16 protein-coding genes and 1 pseudogene are annotated in these 20,630 nt (G+C 74.7%); 11 read left to right on the top strand and 6 right to left on the bottom strand.

Annotated elements, in window-relative coordinates:
* Positions 1–19: 19 nt before the first annotated feature.
* Both mug and ACFCY7_RS19670 read left to right on the top strand, forming a co-directional pair.
* Positions 20–517, top strand: a complete 498-nt coding sequence (gene mug / locus ACFCY7_RS19675) for a G/U mismatch-specific DNA glycosylase (RefSeq protein WP_376486739.1) — start codon at positions 20–22, stop codon at positions 515–517.
* Positions 518–622: 105 nt separating this feature from the next.
* Entirely contained in the window at positions 623–1,105 is a 483-nt protein-coding gene (locus ACFCY7_RS19670; RefSeq protein ID WP_376486736.1) for a hypothetical protein, read from the top strand.
* On the opposite strand, the gene ACFCY7_RS19665 is transcribed toward ACFCY7_RS19670, so the two are convergent.
* A complete protein-coding gene (locus tag ACFCY7_RS19665; RefSeq protein WP_376486733.1) occupies positions 1,096–1,539 on the bottom strand; it encodes a hypothetical protein in 444 nt (147 codons plus the stop codon). The genes ACFCY7_RS19670 and ACFCY7_RS19665 overlap by 10 nt on opposite strands.
* Positions 1,540–1,678: 139 nt before the next feature.
* Here ACFCY7_RS19665 and ACFCY7_RS19660 point away from each other — a divergent pair, with 139 nt between their 5' ends.
* Positions 1,679–2,836 (top strand): ROK family transcriptional regulator, encoded by a 1,158-nt coding sequence (locus ACFCY7_RS19660; RefSeq protein ID WP_362559010.1) that lies wholly within the window; start codon positions 1,679–1,681, stop codon positions 2,834–2,836.
* A 69-nt stretch (positions 2,837–2,905) separates the two neighbouring features.
* Here ACFCY7_RS19660 and ACFCY7_RS19655 read toward each other — a convergent pair whose 3' ends face one another.
* Positions 2,906–3,646 (bottom strand): GntR family transcriptional regulator, encoded by a 741-nt coding sequence (locus ACFCY7_RS19655; RefSeq protein WP_376486731.1) that lies wholly within the window; start codon positions 3,644–3,646, stop codon positions 2,906–2,908.
* Positions 3,647–3,891: 245 nt separating this feature from the next.
* Positions 3,892–4,788 carry an RNA polymerase sigma-70 factor gene (locus tag ACFCY7_RS19650; protein ID WP_376486728.1) on the bottom strand — a complete coding sequence of 299 codons (897 nt, stop codon included), beginning with the start codon at positions 4,786–4,788 and terminating at the stop codon, positions 3,892–3,894.
* A 139-nt stretch (positions 4,789–4,927) separates the two neighbouring features.
* Here ACFCY7_RS19650 and ACFCY7_RS19645 point away from each other — a divergent pair, with 139 nt between their 5' ends.
* The gene (locus ACFCY7_RS19645) at positions 4,928–5,758 is read left to right on the top strand and encodes an alpha/beta fold hydrolase (protein ID WP_376486725.1); all 831 of its coding nucleotides are present in this window, start codon (positions 4,928–4,930) and stop codon (positions 5,756–5,758) included.
* A gap of 48 nt (positions 5,759–5,806) precedes the next feature.
* On the opposite strand, the pseudogene ACFCY7_RS19640 reads toward ACFCY7_RS19645, so the two are convergent.
* Positions 5,807–6,643, bottom strand: a pseudogene (locus tag ACFCY7_RS19640) (EamA family transporter); the annotation flags it as partial.
* 88 nt (positions 6,644–6,731) lie between these two features.
* Positions 6,732–7,793 carry a PucR family transcriptional regulator gene (locus ACFCY7_RS19635; protein ID WP_376486723.1) on the bottom strand — a complete coding sequence of 354 codons (1,062 nt, stop codon included), beginning with the start codon at positions 7,791–7,793 and terminating at the stop codon, positions 6,732–6,734.
* Between the two features lie 234 nt (positions 7,794–8,027).
* Here ACFCY7_RS19635 and ACFCY7_RS19630 point away from each other — a divergent pair, with 234 nt between their 5' ends.
* The 5 genes from ACFCY7_RS19630 (at position 8,028) to ACFCY7_RS19610 (ending at position 17,133) form a co-directional block, all read left to right on the top strand.
* Positions 8,028–9,467, top strand: a complete 1,440-nt coding sequence (locus tag ACFCY7_RS19630; RefSeq protein WP_376486721.1) for a PLP-dependent aminotransferase family protein — start codon at positions 8,028–8,030, stop codon at positions 9,465–9,467.
* 248 nt (positions 9,468–9,715) lie between these two features.
* On the top strand, positions 9,716–11,305 hold the full coding sequence (locus ACFCY7_RS19625) for an alkaline phosphatase D family protein (RefSeq protein ID WP_376486719.1): 1,590 nt from the start codon (positions 9,716–9,718) through the stop codon (positions 11,303–11,305).
* A gap of 62 nt (positions 11,306–11,367) precedes the next feature.
* Entirely contained in the window at positions 11,368–12,762 is a 1,395-nt protein-coding gene (locus ACFCY7_RS19620) for an SWIM zinc finger family protein (RefSeq protein WP_376486717.1), read from the top strand.
* Between the two features lie 44 nt (positions 12,763–12,806).
* On the top strand, positions 12,807–15,590 hold the full coding sequence (locus tag ACFCY7_RS19615) for a DUF6493 family protein (protein WP_376486714.1): 2,784 nt from the start codon (positions 12,807–12,809) through the stop codon (positions 15,588–15,590).
* Between the two features lie 76 nt (positions 15,591–15,666).
* Positions 15,667–17,133 (top strand): GNAT family N-acetyltransferase, encoded by a 1,467-nt coding sequence (locus ACFCY7_RS19610; RefSeq protein ID WP_376486711.1) that lies wholly within the window; start codon positions 15,667–15,669, stop codon positions 17,131–17,133.
* On the opposite strand, the gene ACFCY7_RS19605 is transcribed toward ACFCY7_RS19610, so the two are convergent.
* Positions 17,051–18,277: a trans-sulfuration enzyme family protein gene (locus tag ACFCY7_RS19605; RefSeq protein WP_376486710.1), complete on the bottom strand. Its 1,227-nt coding sequence runs from the start codon at positions 18,275–18,277 to the stop codon at positions 17,051–17,053. The genes ACFCY7_RS19610 and ACFCY7_RS19605 overlap by 83 nt on opposite strands.
* Before the next feature lie 59 nt (positions 18,278–18,336).
* On the opposite strand from ACFCY7_RS19605, the gene ACFCY7_RS19600 reads away from it, so the two are divergent.
* Together ACFCY7_RS19600 and ACFCY7_RS19595 are read left to right on the top strand one after the other, a co-directional pair.
* Complete coding sequence (locus tag ACFCY7_RS19600; RefSeq protein ID WP_376486709.1) at positions 18,337–18,834, top strand: Lrp/AsnC family transcriptional regulator; 498 nt, start codon at positions 18,337–18,339, stop codon at positions 18,832–18,834.
* Between the two features lie 49 nt (positions 18,835–18,883).
* Complete coding sequence (locus ACFCY7_RS19595; protein ID WP_376486706.1) at positions 18,884–20,587, top strand: DUF885 domain-containing protein; 1,704 nt, start codon at positions 18,884–18,886, stop codon at positions 20,585–20,587.
* Positions 20,588–20,630: the final 43 nt, after the last annotated feature.

Raw genomic sequence — 20,630 nt, 5'->3', positions numbered from 1 at the left:
CCACAACGTCGTTCCCGACGTGGTGGCGAGCGGCCTTTCCGTGCTGTTCTGCGGGATCAACCCGGGTCTGATGACGGCGGCGACGGGCCACCACTTCGCCCGGCCGGGCAACAGGTTCTGGCCGGTGCTGCATCTGTCCGGGTTCACGCCGAGGCAGTTGCGGCCGGACGAGCAGGAGGAGCTCCTGGCGTACGGCCTCGGGATCACGAACGTGGTGGCGCGGGCGACCGCGCGGGCCGACGAGCTGAGCCGGGAGGAGTTCGTCGAGGGCGGGCGGATCCTGACGGGGAAGGTGGAGCGGCTCGCTCCGCGCTGGCTCGCGGTGGTCGGTGTCACCGCGTACCGCACCGCGTTCGGCGAGCCGAAGGCCGCGATCGGGCCGCAGCGGCGCATGATCGGATCCACCCGGGTCTGGGCACTGCCCAATCCGAGCGGCCTGAACGCGCACTGGACCGCGGCGACGATGGCCGAGGAGTACGCCCGTCTCCGGGAGGCCTCCGAGGCACCCGGCACCTAGGGCCGGGCGTCGCGGGGCAGACGGGAATGTGACGGCAGGACCTGGGGAGGAGCCCTCGTGGAGTGGGGTGACTACCGGCCGTTCCAGCCGTTGGAAGACGGGCCGATGGGTGACTTGCCCCCGGTGGCCGCGCGCCGGGAGTACGAGCACCGGATGGCGACGAAGGACGAGCGGCTCGCGGTCCTGGCCGCGCTGGTCGGAGGGAACGGGCTGCGGCTCGGTACGTCGGACGGAGATCTCGACGCGCTGGAGGGGTGGTACCTCGCGGAGGTCGAGCCGGACGCGGAGGCGGCGGCCCGGCCGCGCCCGCTGTGGATCGCCGTCGCCTACGACCTGGGGCTCCACGTCGGGGACACGATCGTCGCACGGGCCCCGGGGCTCTCCTGGACCTTCTACCGGTCCCGGATGGGGGCGCGGGACGTCTCCCACCAGCAGCCGGTGATCATGGGGTTCACGCGGCTCCGGAACAAGCGCTACAACGTGGACCCGTTCCTGTTCACGGTCGGGACGGGCGGCAGCCGGCTCGCGGGCCGGGACGCGCACGGCAGCTTCCGCGCCTTCGTCGACTCGGCGGTCGGTTACGCCTGAGTGCGGTCGCCCGGGGCCGTCCGCACGGGCGGGTCGACGGTCGTGGCGACGGCGAGGAGCTGGAACGGCAGCTCCCTGTCCCCCTGTGAGACGCCCAGGCCGATCCGGGCGCCGTCGGCCGTCCACGGGGAGAGGTCGGGGGTGTGGCAGCTGAGCGTGGACCACGGCTGCGGTATCGGCTCGCCCTCCATGGACCGCTCCAGGACGGGCCCGAGGACGAGCCGTCCGGGCGGGCCCCAGCGCCGGGTGAGCAGGACGGCGGGCCCGTCCCGTTCCGCTTCGTACTGCTCCTCGACGGCCTCCCGGCGCGTGCCGTCGTCCTCCCGGAACTCCTCGCCGGTCGCCGGTTCGGCCAGGTGGAAGCCCGGACTCCCGTCGAAGCCGCGGGCGCGGAGCAAGTCGATCGTCGCCAGGTGGCGCGCCGTGGTGGTCATGGAGCCAGTAAAGCCCGCGGCACTGACAGTTGGTGTCGCGTCAGGTGCCCGGAGGGCCGGCGCCGGGGGCGGCGCTCGCCGCGGGCGGGCCCATTGAGTACCATCCGCCGAAGAGCTGTACGAGCTGGGAGGACACACTGTGGGGCGGCTGACCGGCGGAGATCCGTCTCTGCTGAGGCGGATCAACTCCGCGGTGGTACTCCATGCGCTGCGCGGCGCGGACGCGCCCACGCTCACGGATCTGACCCGGATCACGGGCCTGTCGCGGCCCACGGTCGAGGGGGTCGTCGAGGGGCTCATGGAGGGCGGTCTCGTCGTCGAGTCGGCGCCCGAGGAGGGCGAGGCCAGGCGGCAGGGGCGTCCGGCCCGGAGGTTCCGCTTCCGCGCGGAGGCCGGCCATCTGCTCGGCATCGAGATCGGACCGCACCGGGTGGCCGCGCTGCTCTCCGGTCTGGACGGTCGGATCATCGGCGCCGGGTCCCGCGAGGTGTCGGAGACGGCGCCGGAGGACGAGCGCCTGGACAAGGTGCGTACGGTCGTGGCCGACGTGCTGCGCAGGGCCGGGGTCGCCCGGTCCAACTTGCGGGCCGTCGGCGTGGGCACCCCGGGCATCGTGGAGGCCGACGGAACGGTGCGCCTCGGCACGGCGCTGCCGGGCTGGACGGGTCTCGCGCTCGGCGAGCGGCTGCGGCGTTCCTTCCGCTGCCCGGTGATCGTGGAGAACGACGCGAACGCGGCGGCCGTCGCCGAGCACTGGAAGGGTGCGGCGACCGACTCCGACGACATCGTCTTCGTGCTCGCCGGGTTGAGCCCGGGCGCCGGGTCGCTGATCGGCGGCCGGCTGCACCGCGGTTACGGCGGGGCGGCCGGGGAGATCGGCGCCCTGCACCTGCTGGGCCGCGGGGTGACGCCGGAGCACCTGCTCTCGACCACCGACGAGCCGTTGCACCCGTTGGACGAGCAGGCGGTCGCCGAGGTGTTCGCGCTGGCCCGCAAGGGCGACGCGCGCGCGGAGGCGGCGGTGGAGCGGTTCATCCAGCGCCTGGTGCACGACGTGGCGGCGCTGGTCCTGGCGATCGACCCCGAGCTGGTCGTGGTCGGGGGCTGGGCGGCCGGGCTCGACGGCGTGCTCCCGCCGCTCCGTGAGGAGCTGGCCCGGTTCTGTCTGCGGCCGCCGCGGGTGGTGCTGTCCCTGCTGGGCGAGGCCGCGGTGGGCACGGGTGCGCTGCGTCTCGCGCTCGACCACGTCGAGGAACAGCTCTTCGCGGTCGAGGGAACGGTGACGGCCCGCCGCTGAACCGCCGGTGGGCGGTCCCTCGGCGGGCCGGTGCGCGCTGCTGCGGGGTTCTCGCGGTGGGGCCGGTCGTTACGAGGCCATGACCAGGTCGCCGGAGTCGCCGAAGGTGAGGCGGCAGGTGTCGGCGCGGTAGGTGGCCACGGAGACGGCCGCGGTGCGTCCTCCGGAGAGGTAGCGGGTCGTCACGACGAGGACGGGGGCGCCGGGCAGCCGGTCGAGCTCCTTGGCGTCGTCGGCGCGGGCGGAACCGAGTTCCACGGCGCGGTCCTGGCCGTCGAGGGCGAGGTGCTGGAGCTCGCGGAGGACGGCGCGGGCGCGGGCCGGTCCGGCGGGCGCGTCGATGGCGCTGAGGCCGGGGACGGAGTCCGCGGGCACGTAGAGGAGTTCGGCGGCGACCGGCTGGCCCTGGGAGATGCGGAGGCGGCGGACGACGTGCACCCGGTCCTCCGCGCCGGTCTCCAGGACGCGCGCGACGGCGGCGGGGGCCACGTCGGAGGCGGAGTCCAGGGACTGCCAGGCGTCGTCGCCGACGCCGGGCCAGGTGTGCTGGGTGGTGGAGACGTCCACGCCGACGCGCGGCGGGGCGACCGTGGTGCCGACGCCGCGGCGGCGCTGGAGCCTGCCTTCGAGCTCCAGCTGCTCCAGTGCCTGGCGCAGGGTCGCGCGGGCGACGCCGAAGCGTGCCGCGAGCTCGCGCTCGTTGGGAAGGATCTCCCCGACGGCGAAGTCCGTGTCGAGCGCTTCGCCGATCACCGTCTTGAGGTGCTGGTACTTCGGTTCCGGCACCGATGCCAGCTGCGTGGTCCCCACCCTGATCCTCCGCAATTCGCCGTGTCCCGCGGCGTTTTTCCGCGCCCTTGTTTATTAAAGGTTCTTGCACTAACTCTGCGACCATAAGGCGAGCCAACCCCTTGGTCAAGACCAATCCTCCGTCGAACGCCCCCGAATGTGACCCTCTGACCTAGATCGTTCACAGGACGTTCGCGCGCGCGTGTGCCGCGCGCAGCACTGTGCCCCGCCTCCCGGGGGCGGGAGGCGGGGCACGGGCGGTGCGGTCAGAGGGCGGCGAGGCCCTGGAGCTTGTCGGGGTTGCGGAGGATGTAGACGCACTGGACGCGTCCGTCGCGCACCTCGACCTGGAAGACGGAGTCGGGACGTCCGTCGACGAGGGAGATCAGGGCGGGGCCGCCGTTGAGCTCGGCGAAGCGGAACTCGTACAGCTCCTCCGCGCCCTCGGCCACGGCGGCGAGGAAGCGGCCGACCTTGTCGGCGCCGTCCATGATCCGCAGCGGCGCCTTGGACTTGCCGCCGCTGTCGCCGACGAGGCGCACGTCCGGGGCGAGCAGGGCGAGGAGCTCGCCGAGGTCGCCGCCGGCCGCGGCGGCGAGGAAGCGTTCGGTGAGGTCGCGGCGTTCGGCGGGGTCGACGTCGTAGCGGGGCCTGCCCTCGTCGACGTGGCGGCGGGCCCGTCCGGCGAGCTGGCGCACGGCGGCCTCGGAGCGGTCGAGGGCGTCGGCGATCTCGCCGTACGGGAAGCCGAAGGCCTCGCGCAGCACGAAGACGGCCCGCTCCAGGGGCGAGAGGGATTCGAGGACGACGAGGACGGCGAAGGAGACGGTGTCGGCGAGCAGGGCGCGCTCGGCGGTGTCGGGAGCGGCCGGGCCGAAGTCGGTGACGACGGGTTCGGGCAGCCAGGGGCCGACGTAGGACTCGCGGCGGCTCTGGACGTGGCGGAGCCGGTCGATGGCGAGCCGGGTGGTGATCCGGACGAGGAAGGCGCGGGGCTCGCGGACGACCGCCCGGTCCTCGGCGACCCAGCGCAGCCAGGCCTCCTGGACGACGTCCTCGGCGTCGGCCGCGCGGCCGAGCATCCGGTAGGCGACGCCGAGGAGCGTCGGGCGGTGCTCCTCGAAGAGATCGGTCAGGGTGTCGATCGGGGTATCGGTGGGCACGCGGCCATCCCAGCCGACGTCCACCCTCCTGTCCAGTTTCGGGATCGGTCTTGAACTCCTGGCTACCGAACGGTAATGCTCTTGCTGACAAGCCGTCTAAGGGACCTCGCACGCCAGGTGTTCAGGACAGGGAGCCGGTATGCCCGCACGGATCGCGTTCACGATCGAGACCCCCACGGGTCCCCGCACGACGTCGATGGCGTACGAGCGGAGGGGCGCGGGGGAACCGCTGCTGCTGCTCCACGGCATCGGGCACCACTGGCAGGCGTGGGAGCCCGTGCTCGACGTGCTGGCCGCCGAACGGGACGTGATCGCCGTCGACCTGCCGGGATTCGGCGCGTCGGACGCGCTGCCGGGCGGTGCTCCGTACGACCTGTCCACCGTCGTCCCGGTACTGGGCGCCTTCTGCGAGGCCGTCGGCGCCGAGCGCCCGCACGTGGCGGGGAACTCGCTCGGCGGGCTGCTCGCCCTGGAACTCGGCCGGGAGAAGCGGGTGCGCTCGGTGACCGCCCTCTCCCCCGCCGGCTTCTGGTCCGAGGGCGAGCGGCGGTACGCCTTCGGAACGCTGCGGGCCATGCGCGGCGCGGCCAGGTCGCTGCCGGTGCCGGTGATCGAGCGCCTCTCCCGTACGCCCGCCGGGCGCACCGCGCTCACCAGCACCATCTACGCGCGCCCCGGCCGCCGGTCACCCGAGGCGGTCGTCGCCGAGACGCTCGCGCTGCGTGAGGCCACCGGCTTCCACCAGACCCTGGCCGCGGGCCGGACCGTGCTCTTCCGCGACGACGTGCCCGCGGTGCCCGTGACGGTCGCGTGGGGCACCCGCGACCGGCTGCTCCTGCGCCGCCAGGGCGTCCGTGCCAAGCACACCCTGCCGGGCGCCCGGCTCGTCCGGCTGCCCGGCTGCGGACACGTGCCGATGAACGACGACCCGGCGCTCGTCGCGCGCGTGATCCTGGACGGCAGCCGCTGACTCCGGCCCGGCCTTCCGCGTGAACAGGCCGGTGCCCAGGGCGGCACCGGCCCCCACGAGCAGGCCGCCGGCCGCCTGCGGGAGGCCGAAGGAGGCGTGCCCGACGAGGGCGGCGCTCAGCGCGGCGGCGACCGGGATCGCACCCGTGTAGAGAGTGGCCCTCTCCATGCCGACCCGCTGGACACCCATGTAGAAGAGGACGAACCCGACGACCGTGGCCAGCGCCGCCTGCCAGACCAGGGCGCCCACCTCCACGCCGGTCGGGATCCGGACGAATCCGGCCCCGTCCACGACGAGGCCGACCAGCGCCGCCTCCACCGCGCCCACCCCGCACACGGCCGCCGTCAGCAGCTTCGGACCGAGCAGCCGCAGGACCGGCACGGCGAGCACCGTGAAGCCGACCTCGCCGGCGAGCGCCGCCACCGACCAGCCGATCCCGCCCAGGTCCGTCCGGCCCCAGCCCTGCACGGTGAAGGCCCCCGCCGCCACGAGGAGCGCCCCGTACAGCACGGCGGGGGCGGGCCTGCGTCCCTCGGTCAGCGGGACCAGGACGGCGACGACGACGGGGGCGCAGCCCACCAGGACACCGGGGACGGCCGGTTCGGCGGTCCGCTCGGCCGCGAGGACCGCGAGGTTGAAGCCCACCATGCCGACGGCCGCGAGGGCGGCGAGGCGCAGCCAGTGACGTGCGGTGAGGAGCCGCAGCGGAGCCGCTCCGCCCCGGCCGAGCAGCGGGACCAGGAGCAGGCAGGCGGCTCCGTAGCGGAGCGCCTGCCCACCCGCGTACGGATAGGCGCCGAGCAGGCTGTTCGCGGTGAAGGAGGCACCGACGAGGGCGTAGGCGACGGTCACGAGCAGGACCCCGCGCAGGGAGTTCGCGTTCATGGTCCCGACGCTAGGAAGCCGCGCGGCCCCCGTTAAGGTCCACTTCCACCGCTCCATCGGGGACCACTTCGCCGGAGCGCCGGAGGGATCACACCTCGTGCTCGGGCCACTCGAGGAGCCGGGCGCCGATCACCGCCGTCTGCAGGGTGTAGCGGTGGACCGGATCGCCGGGGTCGGATCCGGTGAGGCGGTGGACGCGGTCGAGGCGGTACGTCACGGCGCGGACGCTCAGGTTCAGCCGCCGGGCCGCCTCGGCGGCGACGCAGCCGGTGTCGAAGTACGCCGCGAGGGTGTCGAGGAGCGGCCTGGCGCCGCCGCGTGCCTCCCTGAGCGGGCCGAGGACGCTGCGCACCAGGTCGGCCATCGCCTGGCGGTCCCGGGTGAGCACGGGGTAGACGAGGAGGTCGGCGGCGCGCAGGACCGGTTCGCCGATGTCCATCCGGTCGGCCAGGTCGAGGGCGTTGAGGGCCTCCTCGTACGAGTGGACGACTCCGCCCGCGCCCGGGTGGGCCCGGCCGATGGCGGCCCGGCCGCCGTCCGTCGCCGCGTGCGCCTGCTTCGCGAAGAACGTCAGCACGTCGGGTTCGTCGGCCGGCGCGACGCAGATCAGCCGCCCTTCCTTCGTGGTGAGCAGGATGCGGCGGTGCCCGAAGCGGGCCACGAGGGACGATTCGACGCTCCGCGTCACGGGGTCGTCGTCGTCGTACGGCCGCCGGCCCTGTGCCACGGCCACCGCGTGGGCCTGGGCGAGGAGCAGACCGAAGCGCTCGGCGCGCTCGGCGAGCCGGCCCAGGTCGCTGCGCCCGTAGAGCAGGTCGTCGATGAACTCGCGGCGGGCGGCCTCGTCCTGGCGGATCGCCAGTCGCTGCGCCTGCTCGTGGCCCTCGGCGAAGGCGTCGACGGACTGTTCCACCGAGGCGAGGAGGTGTTCGGCGGCCGCGCGGGTCAGGCCCGGACCGAGCGCCCGCGCGGCGGCGAGGTGCGCCCTGACCAGGACCCGCAGCCCGATGCCCGCCTCAGCGGCCCGTTCACCCCGCGCGCGCAGGGCGTCGAGTTCCTCGCGCGTCAGCCTCCGCCCCGTGGCGCAGGCACCCTCGAGTACCTCCGCGTACCCCTCCAGGTACGCCTCGGTCGTCCCCTGCTCGGCCATGGCCGCTCCCCCCGTCCCCTGACACGTCGACACCGCTCCCGGCCCTGCGGCGCGGCCCCCCTCGGCGCACGCCGCAGAGTGGGCGCCGTCCGCGTCGAGGGTACGTAATGATCACGTGCCGGCCGTCCTCGGGAAGGCCGCCGGATGCGGGCCGCGCGGTCCCATCACGGCATACTCGGGGCAACGGACCACAGGGGGCGACGAGATCGTGCGGCGGAAGGGCCACGGCCCCGGATGACACAGTCACGAGAAGACGCCGTTCCGGGTGCGGGCCCGCCCGGGCAGCCTGCCTGGGAGCTACTGCTCCCGGCGGTGGGCGCGCCGGCGCGCAAGCGCGGCCGGGCCCTCCAGGAGGCGCTGCGGGAGGCGGTGCGGGCCGGCCGGCTGGCGTCCGGGACCAGGCTGCCGTCGACCCGTGAGCTCGCCGCCGACCTGGGTGTCTCGCGCGGCCTGGTGACCGAGGCGTACGAGCAGCTCACCGCCGAGGGGTACCTGCGCAGTGACCGGGGTGCGGGCACCTGGGTGGGCGGGGCGGCCAGGTCGGCCGTGCGCGGCGCCCGGGACCTGGCTCGGGGCGCGCCGGGGGTGCGGGTGGACTTCCGTCCCGGGACCCCGGACCTCTCGTTGTTCCCGCGGGCCGCCTGGGCGGCTGCCCAGCGGTCCGTCCTGGCGCGGCTGCCGCATCCGGCCCTCGGCTACCCCGATCCCCGGGGGCTGCCCGAGCTGCGCGAGGCGCTGGCCGCGATGCTGGCGCGGCGGCGGGGCGTGGTGGCCGACCCGGAGCGGCTCGTGGTCTGTTCGGGGGTGGCGCAGGCGTCGACCCTGCTCGGATTCGTGCTGCGGGCCCGGGGGCTGGGCGCGATCGGCGTGGAGGATCCGGGGAGCCCCGAGCACGGGCGGCTGTTCGCCTCGACCGGTATGGACACGGTCTGGCTGCCGCTGGACGACGAGGGGCTGCGCCCGGAGGAGCTCGCCGAGTCCGGGGTCCGGGCGGTCGTGGTGACGCCCTCGCACCAGTTCCCGTCCGGGATCGGCTGGTCGGCCGAACGGCGCGCCGCCCTCCTCGACTGGGCGCGGGCGGTGGACGGTTACGTCCTGGAGGACGACTACGACGGCGACTTCCGGTACGACCGGGCACCGGTCGGGGCGCTCCAGGGGCTCGACCCGGAGCGGGTCGTGTACACGAGCTCGGTCAGCAAGTCGCTCGCCCCCGGACTGCGGCTCGGCTGGATGCTGGTCCCGGCGGAGCTGCTCGACGAGGTCGTCGAACGCAAGCGGACGATGGACCTCGGCAACCCCGTGCTCGATCAGGCGGTGCTCGCGGAGTTCGTGACCCGCGGCGGGTACGACCGGCAGCTGCGCCGCTGCCAACGCGCCTACCGGGAGCGGCGCGACGCCCTGCTCGACGCCCTCGCGGAGCACTTGCCGGGCACCCGCGTGAGCGGCATCGCCGCCGGCCTCCACGTCATCGCGCGCGTACCGGGGCGCTTCGGACCCCCCGAGCGGTTCCTGGCCCGGACGGCGGAGGCCGGAGTGGCGCTGCGGCACCTGGAGGAGTACGGCACGGCGCGGCCCGCGGACGGGGACGTGCGGCTCGTGGTCGGGTACGCCCACCTGTCGCCTTCGTCGATCGCGACCGGGGTACGGCTGGCGGCGGAGGCGGTCGGGGCGTGACGCGCGGGAGGCGACGGGCGGAATCCGGGGCCGACGTGACGGGGCGTGAGGCGGTCGGGTCGTGGCGTGGCCGGTGGCGCAGGAGTACGGGCCCGGCGAGGCGTACGCCCGGCGGATCGCGCGCGTGGCGGATCGCGCGCGCGTGGCGGGTGATCTGTTCACGCGGGGTTCGTGTGGGCGCCGTTCCCGGCCGTTAGGCATGGGGCGGCGCACCACGATCGCCCGGCAACGACCTCGGAGGCCCTCCCATGTCCCATCCCGTGACCGGTTCCCCCTCGCCCGACCGCCGCGGTCTGCTGCGGGGCTCGCTGGCCGCGTCGGCCGCGCTCGCGCTCGGCGGCACCGGCCTGGCGGCACCAGCGTTCGCGCTGTCGGGCCGGCCCCGGGCCGGATGGGGCGTGCAGACGGGCGACGTCACGGCCTCCTCGGGTCTGGTGTGGGTGCGGTCGGACCGGCCGGCGCGCATGGTCGTGGAGACCTCGGCGACCGAGTCGTTCCGGCGGGTACGGCGGCACCACGGTCCGCTGATCGGCGCAGGCACGGACTTCACCGGCACCGCGGCCCTGCGGGGCCTGCCCGCCGGCGAACGGGTCCACTACCGGGTCACGCTCGCCGACCCGGACGATCCGCGCCGCACCTCCGAGCCGGTCCTCGGCACGTTCCGTACGGCGCCGGACCGGCGGCGCGACGGAGTCCGCTTCCTCTGGTCGGGGGACATCGCGGGCCAGGGCTGGGGCATCAACCCGGACATCGGCGGCTTCCGCGCGTACGAGGAGATGCGCCGGCTCGACCCGGACTTCTTCCTGTGCAGCGGTGACTCGATCTACGCGGACGGGGTCATCCAGCCGAGCGTGACCCTGCCCGACGGCCGGATCTGGCGGAACGTCACCACCCCGGAGAAGTCGAAGGTCGCCGAGACGCTCGACGAGTACCGGGGCAACTTCCGCTACAACCTGCTCGACCACAACGTCCGGGCCTTCAACGCGCAGGTGCCGTCGGTGGTGCAGTGGGACGACCACGAGGTGCGCAACAACTGGTACCCGGGACAGATCCTGGACGACGCGCGCTACACGGAGAAGGACGTCGACGTGCTCGCCGCGCGCGCCCTGCGCGCCTTCGGCGAGTACACCCCGGTGTCCACGCTCCACGCGCGCGGTGGCGGGCGCGAGCGGCGGATGCACCGGGTGGTGCGGTACGGGCCGCTGCTCGACGTGTTCGTCCTCGACATGCGCTCGTACCGGAACGCCAACTCCCCCGGCCGGCAGGCCGACGACACCACCGGCATCCTCGGCGCCGAGCAGCTGGCCTGGCTGAAGCGGGAGCTGGCCGCGTCCACCGCCGTGTGGAAGGTGCTCGCCGCCGACATGCCGCTCGGCCTGGTGGTGCCCGACGGCGCGGCGAACTTCGAGGCGGTCGCGCAGGGCGACCCGGGCGCGCCGCTGGGCCGCGAGCTGCAGATCGCGGAGCTGCTGCGGTTCGTGAAGCACCGGCGCATCACCGGCACGCTGTGGCTGACGGCGGACGTGCACTACACCTCGGCCCAGCACTACGCGCCGGAGCGCGCGGCGTTCCAGGACTTCGCCCCCTTCTGGGAGTTCGTGTCCGGGCCGCTCGCCGCCGGCGGATTCCCCGCGAACGCCCTGGACGGCACCTTCGGGCCCGAGCGGGTGTTCGTGCGGGCGCCGCAGCGGGCGAACCTGTCGCCGATGGAGAGCCCGCAGTACTTCGGCGAGGTCGACATCGACGGCCACAGCGGCGAGCTGACGGTACGCCTGCGGGCCGAGGGCGGCACGGTGCTGTTCGCCAAGACCCTGCGGCCGGGGCTCGTGGGCCAGTAGCCGGGGCCGTACGGAGGGCCCGGCACGGGTGACTGTCAGTGCCGGGCCCTACCGTTTTTCCCATGACGCGATCCGTACAGGCGCTCGCCTACGCACGCCCTTCCGCGCTGGAGTCCTCGGGCTCCGGCCGGCGGCTCGGCCTGGAGACGGCGGGGGGCCTCACTCCCCGGGGGGCGGAGGCGCACCCCCGCTTCTTCTCCGGCTTCCTGGCCGCGCCGCAGGTCGCCGCCCGGGGGCTGCTCGCGGTCGCCGACGTGGCCGCGGCCCGCTATCACCAGCGGACGCGGGCGGGGGCGCTGGACCCGGTGGTGACGGGGAACGGGGACCGGCTGCGGTTCGAGTCCTTCTCCGGCTGCGGCGGGGTGTACGCGCGCCTGGACGTCCTCGAAGAGGGGCTCGGCGGCGCGGAGACGGGCCACGGCACCACCAACGTCGACGTCAACGACCCGCTGCGCGAGGCGCTGTCGCGGATGGCGGGTGACGAGCCGCTGCACCTGCGGGTCGGCCCGGACGAGTTGGCGGTGACCACCCTCGCGGGGGCGGTCGTGGAGAAGAAGGTCCCGCTGCCGGACCGCTGGCTGCGGGGCTTCGCCGAGGCCCAGGTGGCCTCGGCCCGCTTCGACCTGCGGGCCGGGCTGACCGGGCCGGAGGCCGTCCGCTTCCTCCGCTCGCTGCCCCGCGCTCAGGGACGGGGACGGGGTCCGCTGTGGATCCTGCCGTCGGGCGGCCACCTGCGCCCGACGACACGGCCGGGGCCGGGCGCGGTGTGCCTGCCGGGGCCGGAGCGGCTCGTCGCCCTGGAACGCGTCCTGCGGTACGCGACGGGCCTGCGCGTGTACGGGCCGGTGCCGGACGGAGCGGCCACGGCGAGCGCCTGGGAGGTGACCCTGCCGGGCATGCGGCTCACCCTGACGCTGTCGCCCGACCCGGCGCGGGGCTTCTCCGGCGAGGGCGGGGTCCTGGAGGCGCTGGCGACGGACGAGGCCGCACAGGACGCGGAGCTGGTCGCGGTGCTGCTGTCCTGGGAGCCGACGATCGACCCGGCGGACCTCACGGCGCGGGCGGGGCTCCCTGTCGACCGGGTGCGCGCGGCGCTGATCCGGCTCGGCACCGCCGGACGCGTCGGGTACGACGTGGCGGACGCCTCCTACTTCCACCGCGAGCTGCCCTACGACGCGGACCGCGCCGAACGGCACAACCCTCGCCTGGTGGACGCCCGACGGCTGGTGGCGGAGGGGGCGGTGACACTCGACGGCACCCTGGCGACGGTCGCCTCGGGGGAACGCACGTACCGCGTGCGGGAGTCGGAAGGCCTGCTGAGCTGCACGTGCCGGTGGTGGGCCGACCACCAGGGGCGCCGCGGCCCGTGCAAGCACGCACTCGCGGTACGGATGGTCCGACGCGGCACGACGGCCGTCGGGACGAACCCGGGAGCGGTGCCGGGAGCGGCGCGGTGAAGGCCCGCGGAGCGGGAGCGGCTGTACTGGGGAACGGGGAGACCATGGACACGGGGCAGGCCGAGGGGTCGGCGAGCAGCGAGGGGAGCGACAACACCGTGGAGAGCAGGAAGGCCGTGGAACGCGGACAGGCCGTGGAAGGCGGGCAGGCCGTGGGCGTCGAGGGGCTCGTCGAGGCGGTGCGGGCCGGCAGGGCCGAGGCGGTGCCCGCGCTGCTGGAACCGCTGGGAGCGGCCGAGCGGAAGGTCGCGCTCGCGCGGTTGAAGGCGCTGCGCACCGAGGTGCGGGGGTGGGACGGGCGCGAGAGGGAGGCGGCCGGTGTACGGCGCGCGCTGTACGTCGCGGGGGCCGGGTGCCATCCGGGGGTGTCGGCGGCGGCGACCTGGCTCGGTGGGCGTGACCTGCTGGCGTGGCGCTCGCAGGACGGCGGCCTGGTGCTCCAGGTGGTCGCCGCGCAGGATCCGGAGTGGCTGGCCGAGCTCGCGGTGCGGCTCGCGGCCCGGCCGGCCGTGGCGGAGGACGGCTACGGGCTGATCCGCGGTCTCGTGGAGCGGTCCGGCTGCCCCGTGCCGGCGTCCGACGGGTACGTCCGGGCCTGGGCCCGCGAGGTGACGCCCGGCAGCCGCTACCACTGGCGGCGGGCGGACGGCTCCACGCCGCTCCTGGAGCGGCTGCGGGCGGATCCGCAGACGCCGTTCCTGGTGGTCCACGCGCTGACGATGCCGGAGCCTCCCGAGCAGGTGACCTGGGTGGTCGAGGCCGACTCCCCGCGGCACTGGCCGACGACGGTCGCGACGCTCGTCGGGGAGGGACTGGTCGATCGGACCGAGGTCATGGACGCCACCGTCTCCCGGCTGCTGCGGGGCGGGCGCCTCCACGACCTGCGGTTCCCGCTGGAGGTGCTGCGACTGGTCGCGCCGACCGCGGACGAGTTCCGCGAGCGGGCGGCGGACCTGATCGGGATCGCGGCGGACGCTCCGTCGCCGGTCGCGGGGTACGCGCAGGAGGTCCTTGCGGGGCTGGCGGTGGACGGGTCGTTGTCGACCGCCGCGCTGGCGGAGATGACGAGTGCGGTGCTCTTCCGTACCGAGAAGAAGCTGGTGCAGGCGCAACTGGTCCTCGTCGGGAAGGTGCTGACGCGGGAGGCGGCCGCGGCGGACGCGCTGCTGCCCGCCGTGGCGGAGCTGTTCGGGCACGAGGACACCGCGCTCCAGGGGCGGGCGCTGAAGCTGGTGGGCCGGCACCTGTCCGCGGTGGACGCCTCCGTGCGGAGTGGACTGGCCGATCAGGCCGGTCTGCTGGGTCCTTCGCACCGGCAGGACGCCGCCGCGTTGTTCGGGGAGGCGCTGGCGGCGGAGAGCCGGGTTCCGTACGAGGAGGTGCTGCCGCCCGTACCGGGGCCCCGGCTCGTCGCGGCGCCGGCGGCGACGGTCGAGGCGCTGGTGGAGGAGCTGCTCGCGAAGGGGGTGTCCGACGATCCGGTGCGGTTCGAGCGGGCCTTCGACGGGCTGGTGCGGCACGCGCACCGGGACCGGGAGGGGGTGACACGGGCGGTGCGGGAGGCGTTCACGACCGAGGAGTGGCGGTACCCCCATCACTTCACGCACCGGGCCCACGGTCTGGACGCGGTGCTGGCGGGTCTGCTCGGGATCGCGGAGCCCCGCTGGATCGAAGAGCGGCTGGCGCGCGGGAGCAAGACGCCCGACTGCCTCCACCAGGCGCTGACGGAGATCACGGAGACCCGGCTGTGGGAGGCGGCCGCGCTGATCGGCACGGACGCGCTGCCCTTCCTGCTCGCCGCGCCGACCCTGGACGGCGGCGGCATCGACCCGCTGGTGCTCGTGGAGCGGGTGCGGGCCTATCGGGACGCGGGCGTGGAGCCCGCTCCGGCGGATCTGGCACAGGCTCTGCTGAGGGTCCTGCGGACCGGACCGGAGGCCGGGCGGGCCGCCCGGGAGGCCGAGGCGCTCGGCACCGCCGCCGGGCGGCGCCTCGCCGCATGGCTGGGGACGGACGAGCCGGTGGCGGCGACCGTGCGGTTCCTCAGGCGCGAGGAGGACCGGACGCGGTTGAGATGGGGGATCGCGGACCGGCTGGTCGTCGACATCGCCGACCGTGCGGTGCTGCGGGAGGAGTTCCCGCCGGCCTTCCGGTGGCTGGGCGGCACGCTGGAGGCGACACCGCGTCGCTGCTCGCACTGGACCGAGGGGCTGGAGCACTGGGGGTCGGTGCTGCCGGCCGACCGCGAGGTGCTCGCGGCCTGTGTGCTGCCGTCGCTGGCGCGTACCGTCAACGGTTCGCGGGAGACGACCGAGCCGCTGACCGCGATGGCCGAGGCGGAGGGCCGGGTCGGCCGCGCCGTCGCCGTCGCGCTGGCCGTCGGCCTGGGCGCCGGGGACGCGGACGACCGGCTGCGGGCGGTGGACGCGCTGCTCGTGCTCGCGGCCCGGGGCGATCTGGACGCCCCCGGGGTGGGTGCGGAGCTGGGGTGGCTGGTCGCCGAGGGCACGGTCAAGCCGAACCGGCTGGCGGACGCGGCCCGGACGGCGGCGGCCACCGGGGCGTACGGGACGGTGTGGGCGGTCCTCGCGGCTGCGCTGCCGGAGCCGCTGGCGGCGGAGAAGCCGGTCCGGGGACTCGGGGAGCTGCTCGCGGTGGCGGCCGACTGCGTCGAGCGGTGCGGGGCCGGCGGCGTGCCGTCGGGGCTGGAGGCGACGGCGGCGCGGGGTGGTGCCACGCAGCTGGCCACCCAGGCGAAGCGGCTGCTTGGCGCGCTCCGCCACCGGACCGATCAGACCCGGACAGAAACTGGCCGAATCGGTCTTTAAGGCGCCAGATCGCCGCTTAACCCGTCAGTCACAAAGCGTTCGTGATCACGCAACACCACTGGGTCACAGTGAAGTCATGACCGATGTGACGTCCTCGAAGAGCACCCGCCGCCCGCACCACTGGCGGCACGACCTGATCGAGCTGGCCGCGCTGTTCACCGCCGTGGTGGTGGCCGACACGATCGCCAAGACCATCGTCAAGGGCCCCGACGGCCCCTACCTGCTGGTGTTCTCGGCGATCGCGCTGGCCGCCACCGCCACGTTCCACACCTGGTGGGCGCGTCGGCACGGCCATGCCAGTCATGCCCCGCCCGCCGATGACACAGGTGGTGTCACCGGCGGGCACTCCACGGACTCCCCGGCGGCCGGCCGCCGCGACGGCACGGACGGGACGGGCGAGGGCGAGGCACCGGAGGGTTCGCGGACGCCCGCCGAGACGGTGCTGTGGCGGATGCGGACCACCGTCGCGGACACCCCGGGCAGCCTCGCCTCCCTGTGCACGGTCCTCGCCGGCCTGGGCGTGGACATCCTCACCCTCCAGACCCACCCGCTCGCCGACGGCACGGTCGACGAGTTCCTGCTGCGCGCCCCCGCCGGAATCTCGGCCCAGGACCTCGCCCGCGAGACCTCGGCCGCCGGCGGCCGTGACACCTGGACGGAGCGGGCCGACGCCCACGACCTGGTGGACACGCCCACCCGGGTCCTCGGCCTGGCGACCCGTACCGCTCTCGACGCGGCCGAACTGCCGCTCGCGCTGCGCCAGCTGCTGGGCCGCTGCACGCTCCACTCCGTACCCGCCGTCTCGCTGACCGGCCGGCCCATCGGCGAACAGGCACCGGTGGAAGGGGTCCTGGAGGAGACCGTGATGCGGCTGCGCGACCCGCACGGCGGGTCGATCATCGTCGAGCGGCCCTACCTCCCCTTCACGCCGACCGAGTTCGCCCGCGCCCGCGCCCTCGTCGAACTCGACGCGCGGCTCGGTCCGCGCGTCCCGCGCAGCCAGGACGTGCTGACGCTGCCCGAGGGCAACGAGATCACCGTCCGCCGCGCCGACCAGCGCGACCTGCCCGCCGCGCGCGCCATGCACGACCGCTGCTCGACGCGCACCCTCGGCCTGCGCTACCACGGCCCGGTCGGCGACGCCGACCGGTACCTGGACCACCTGCTCAGCCCCCGCTTCGGGCGCACCCTCGCCGTGCAGACGACCTCCGGCCGCCTCGTCGCCCTCGGCCACCTGCTGTGGGACGGCGACGAGACGGAGGTCGCGCTCATGGTCGAGGACGACTGGCAGCGCCGCGGCATCGGCTCCGAGCTCCTCGGCCGGCTCGTGGCGATGGCCGAGGAGGCCGGCTGCGCCAGCGTGTACGCCGTGACGCAGTCCTCCAACACGGGGATGGTGGCCGCGATGCGGGCGCTGAACCTCCCCCTCGACTACCAGATCGAGGAGGGCACCCTGGTGATCACCGCCCGACTGGCATCGGCCCCGCGTCCGGCCGCCCGGCCCCCGCAGGAGCAGCGGCACGGGGAAGTGCGGCGGGCGTAGCGCTGAGGGCCTGGGTCAGGTCGCGCCACAGGTCCTCGACGTCTTCGAGACCGACCGACATCCGCAGCAGGCGGTCACTGACGCCCGCCGAGCGCCGGTCTCCCTCGGCCACGATCCGGTGGCTGATGGAGGCCGGGTGCTGGATGAGGGTGTCGACGCTGCCGAGGCTGACCGCCGGGGTGATGAGGCGGACGCCGGCGATGACGTCGTGGGGGTCGCCGTACACCTCGAAGGCGATCATCGCGCCGCCTATCCGCGGGTAGTGGACGCGGGCGATGCGGGGGTCGGTGGCGAGCCGGCGGACGAGTTCCGCGGCCGAGGCGGATGCCGCCCTCACCCGTATCGGCAGCGTCGAGAGGCCGCGCAGCAGCAGGTAGCCGGCGAGCGGGTGCAGCACCCCGCCGGTGGCGAAGCGGATCTGACGGAGGGTCCGGGCGAACTCCTCGTCGCAGGCCACGATCCCGCCCATGACGTCCCCGTGGCCGCCGAGGTACTTGGTCGCGCTGTGCAGCACGACGCGGGCGCCCTGGGTGACGGGCCGCTGGAGGACCGGGGTGGCGAAGGTGTTGTCGACCAGGAGCGGCACGGAGCCGCAGGAGTGGGCGAGGGCCCGGATGTCCGCCTCGGCGAGGGTCGGGTTGGCGGGCGTCTCGACCATGACGAGGCCGGTGTCGGGGCGGATCGCGTCCGCGACGCCCGCCGGGTCGGTCCAGGTCACCTCGGTGCCGAGCAGGCCCGTGTCGAGGAGGTGGTCGCTGCACCCGTAGAGCGGGCGGACCGCGACCACGTGGCGCAGGCCCTGGGTGGCCCGGGCGAGGAGGACGGCGGTGAGGGCCGCCATGCCGCTGGCGAAGGCGACGGCGGCCTCGGCGCCCTCCAGTCGGGCGAGGGCCTCCTCGAAGCGGGCGACGGTGGGGTTGTCGAGCCGGGCGTAGACCGGCGGCCCGTCGAGGCGGGCGCCGGTGGTGGCGAACTCGTCGATCCGGGCGGCCTCGGCCCGGGCGTCGTACGAGGGGTAGGTGGTGGACAGGTCGAGCGGCGGGGCGTGCAGCCCGAGTCCGGCGAGGTCCTCGCGGCCGGCGTGCACGGCTTCGGTGGCAAGAGCCCTCGGGGTGGCCGAGGGTCCGCGGTCCATGGCGTCCATGGCGGCACTGTGAACGGATACCGGGAAGTAGCGGAAAATCGGCGTGCTACGTTCGGCAGATGGCCGATTCTGTCGTACTGGACGCGGTCGATCTGCACATACTTCGCCTCCTGCAGAACGACGCACGGACCACTTACCGCGAACTCGCCGCCGAAGTCGGCGTGGCGCCCTCGACCTGCCTGGACCGGGTGGCCCGACTGCGCCGCACGGGCGTGATCCTCGGACACCAGCTACGACTGGATCCGGCCAAACTCGGCCGGGGGCTCGAAGCACTGCTTCTCGTCCAGGTCCGCCCCCACCGGCGGGAATTGATCGGTCCGTTCGTCGACCGGATCCGGGCCCTCCCGGAGTCCCGGGCGCTCTTCCACCTGACCGGCCCGGACGACTATCTGGTCCATGTGGCCGTGGCGGACCCCGCCGACCTGCAACGACTCGTGCTCGACGAGTTCACCTCGCGCCGCGAGGTCGCCCGCGTCGAGACCCGGCTGATCTTCCAGCAGTGGGAGTGCGGACCCCTCCTGCCGCCGGGACCGAGCCCCTCCTTGTCAGCCGACTGAGGTCGGACGAGGGTGACGCGGGCATGCCGGAGGCATCAGGATGACCCCCATGCCAGAGACTTCCAGCAGCCCGCTGCCCCGCCAGGTCGCCGACGCCCATGTCGACGCACTCATCGCCCTCGACCCGATCACCGGAACGTACCTGGGCGTCCCCGAGAGCGCCGGACTGCTGCCGGACTTCTCGCCCGCCGGACAGCGCGCCGTCGCCGACCTCGCCCGCCGCACCCTGGCCCGGCTCGACGAGGCGGAGCGCGTACCGGGTGCGGACGACGACGCCGAGCGCCGGTGCGCCCGCCTGCTGCGCGAGCGCCTGACGGCGGAGCTCGCCGTCCACGAGGCCGACGAGGGCCTCTGCGCGGTCAGCAACATGAGGTCCCCCGCGCACAGCGTCCGCATCGTCTTCACGGTGATGCCCACCGAGACCGAGCAGGACTGGACGGCGGTCGCCACCCGGCTGCGCGCGGTCCCCGCCGCCCTGGAGGGGTACCGGTCCGCGCTCGAACTCGGCCTGGAGCGCAAGCTCTTCGGCGGTCCCCGCCCCACCGCCACCTTCATCGACCAGCTCACCGAGTGGTCGGGCGGTCCGAACGGGGGCACGGGCTGGTTCGAGGAGTTCGCCACCTCCGGCCCCGACACGCTGCCCGGCGCGCTGCGCGCCGAGCTCGCGGAGGCCGGCCGGGGGGCCACCGCTGCCGTGGGGGCGCTGCGGGACTGGATGCGGGACGTGTACGCCCCCGCCGTCGCCGGCGCGCCGGACACCGTGGGCCGCGAGCGCTACCAGCGCTGGACGCGCTTCTTCAACGGCACCGACCTGGACCTCGACCAGGCGTACGCGTACGGCTGGACCGAGTACCACCGGCTGCTCGCCGAGATGCGGACCGAGGCCGAGCGGATCCTGCCCGGCGCGGGCCCCTGGGAGGCCCTCGCCCACCTCGACGAGCACGGCACGCACATCGAGGGCACGGAAGAGGTCCGCGTCTGGCTCCAGGAGCTGATGGACGAGGCCATCGAGGCGCTGGACGGCACCCACTTCGAACTCGCCGACCGGGTGCGCCGGGTGGAGTCCCGGATCGCCCCGCCGGGCGGCGCCGCCGCGCCGTACTACACCGGTCCGTCCGAGGACTTCTCCCGCCCCGGCCGCACCTGGCTGCCGGTCGACGGCACCACCCGCTTCCCGGTGTACGACCTGGTGTCGACCTGGTACCACGAGGGCGTGCCCGGCCATCACCTCCAGATCGCGCAGTGGGCGCACGTGGCCGACCGGCTGTCCCGGTACCAGGCGACCCTCGGCAAGGTCAGCGCCAACGCGGAGGGCTGGGCGCTGTACGCGGAGCGCCTGATGGACGAACTCGGCTTCCTGCCCGACGCGGAGCGCCGCCTCGGGTACCTGGACGGCCAGATGATGCGCGCCTGCCGGGTCATCGTCGACATCGGCATGCACCTGGGCCTGGAGATCCCCGCAGAGTCGCCGTTCCACCCCGGCGAGACGTGGACCCCCGAGCTCGCCCAGGAGTTCTTCCAGCTGCACAGCAGCCGTCCGCCGGCCTTCGTGGAGAGCGAGATGACCCGCTACCTCTCGATGCCCGGCCAGGCGATCGGCTACAAGCTGGGCGAGCGCGCCTGGCTGCTCGGCCGCGCCAACGCGCGGGCGGCGCACGGCGACGCGTTCGACGCGAAGGCCTGGCACATGGCCGCCCTGTCGCAGGGCCCGCTGGGGCTCGACGACCTCGTCGACGAACTGTCCCGCCTCTGAGGGGCCGCGACGAGGACCGGCGGCGACAGCGCCTCCGCATGGT

Origin of the sequence: Streptomyces sp. NPDC056361 (genome assembly GCF_042262805.1) — a bacterium.
Lineage (GTDB): Bacteria > Actinomycetota > Actinomycetes > Streptomycetales > Streptomycetaceae > Streptomyces.
Note: the sequence above shows the minus strand (reverse complement) of the source record. Positions and strands in the feature narration are given on the sequence as shown.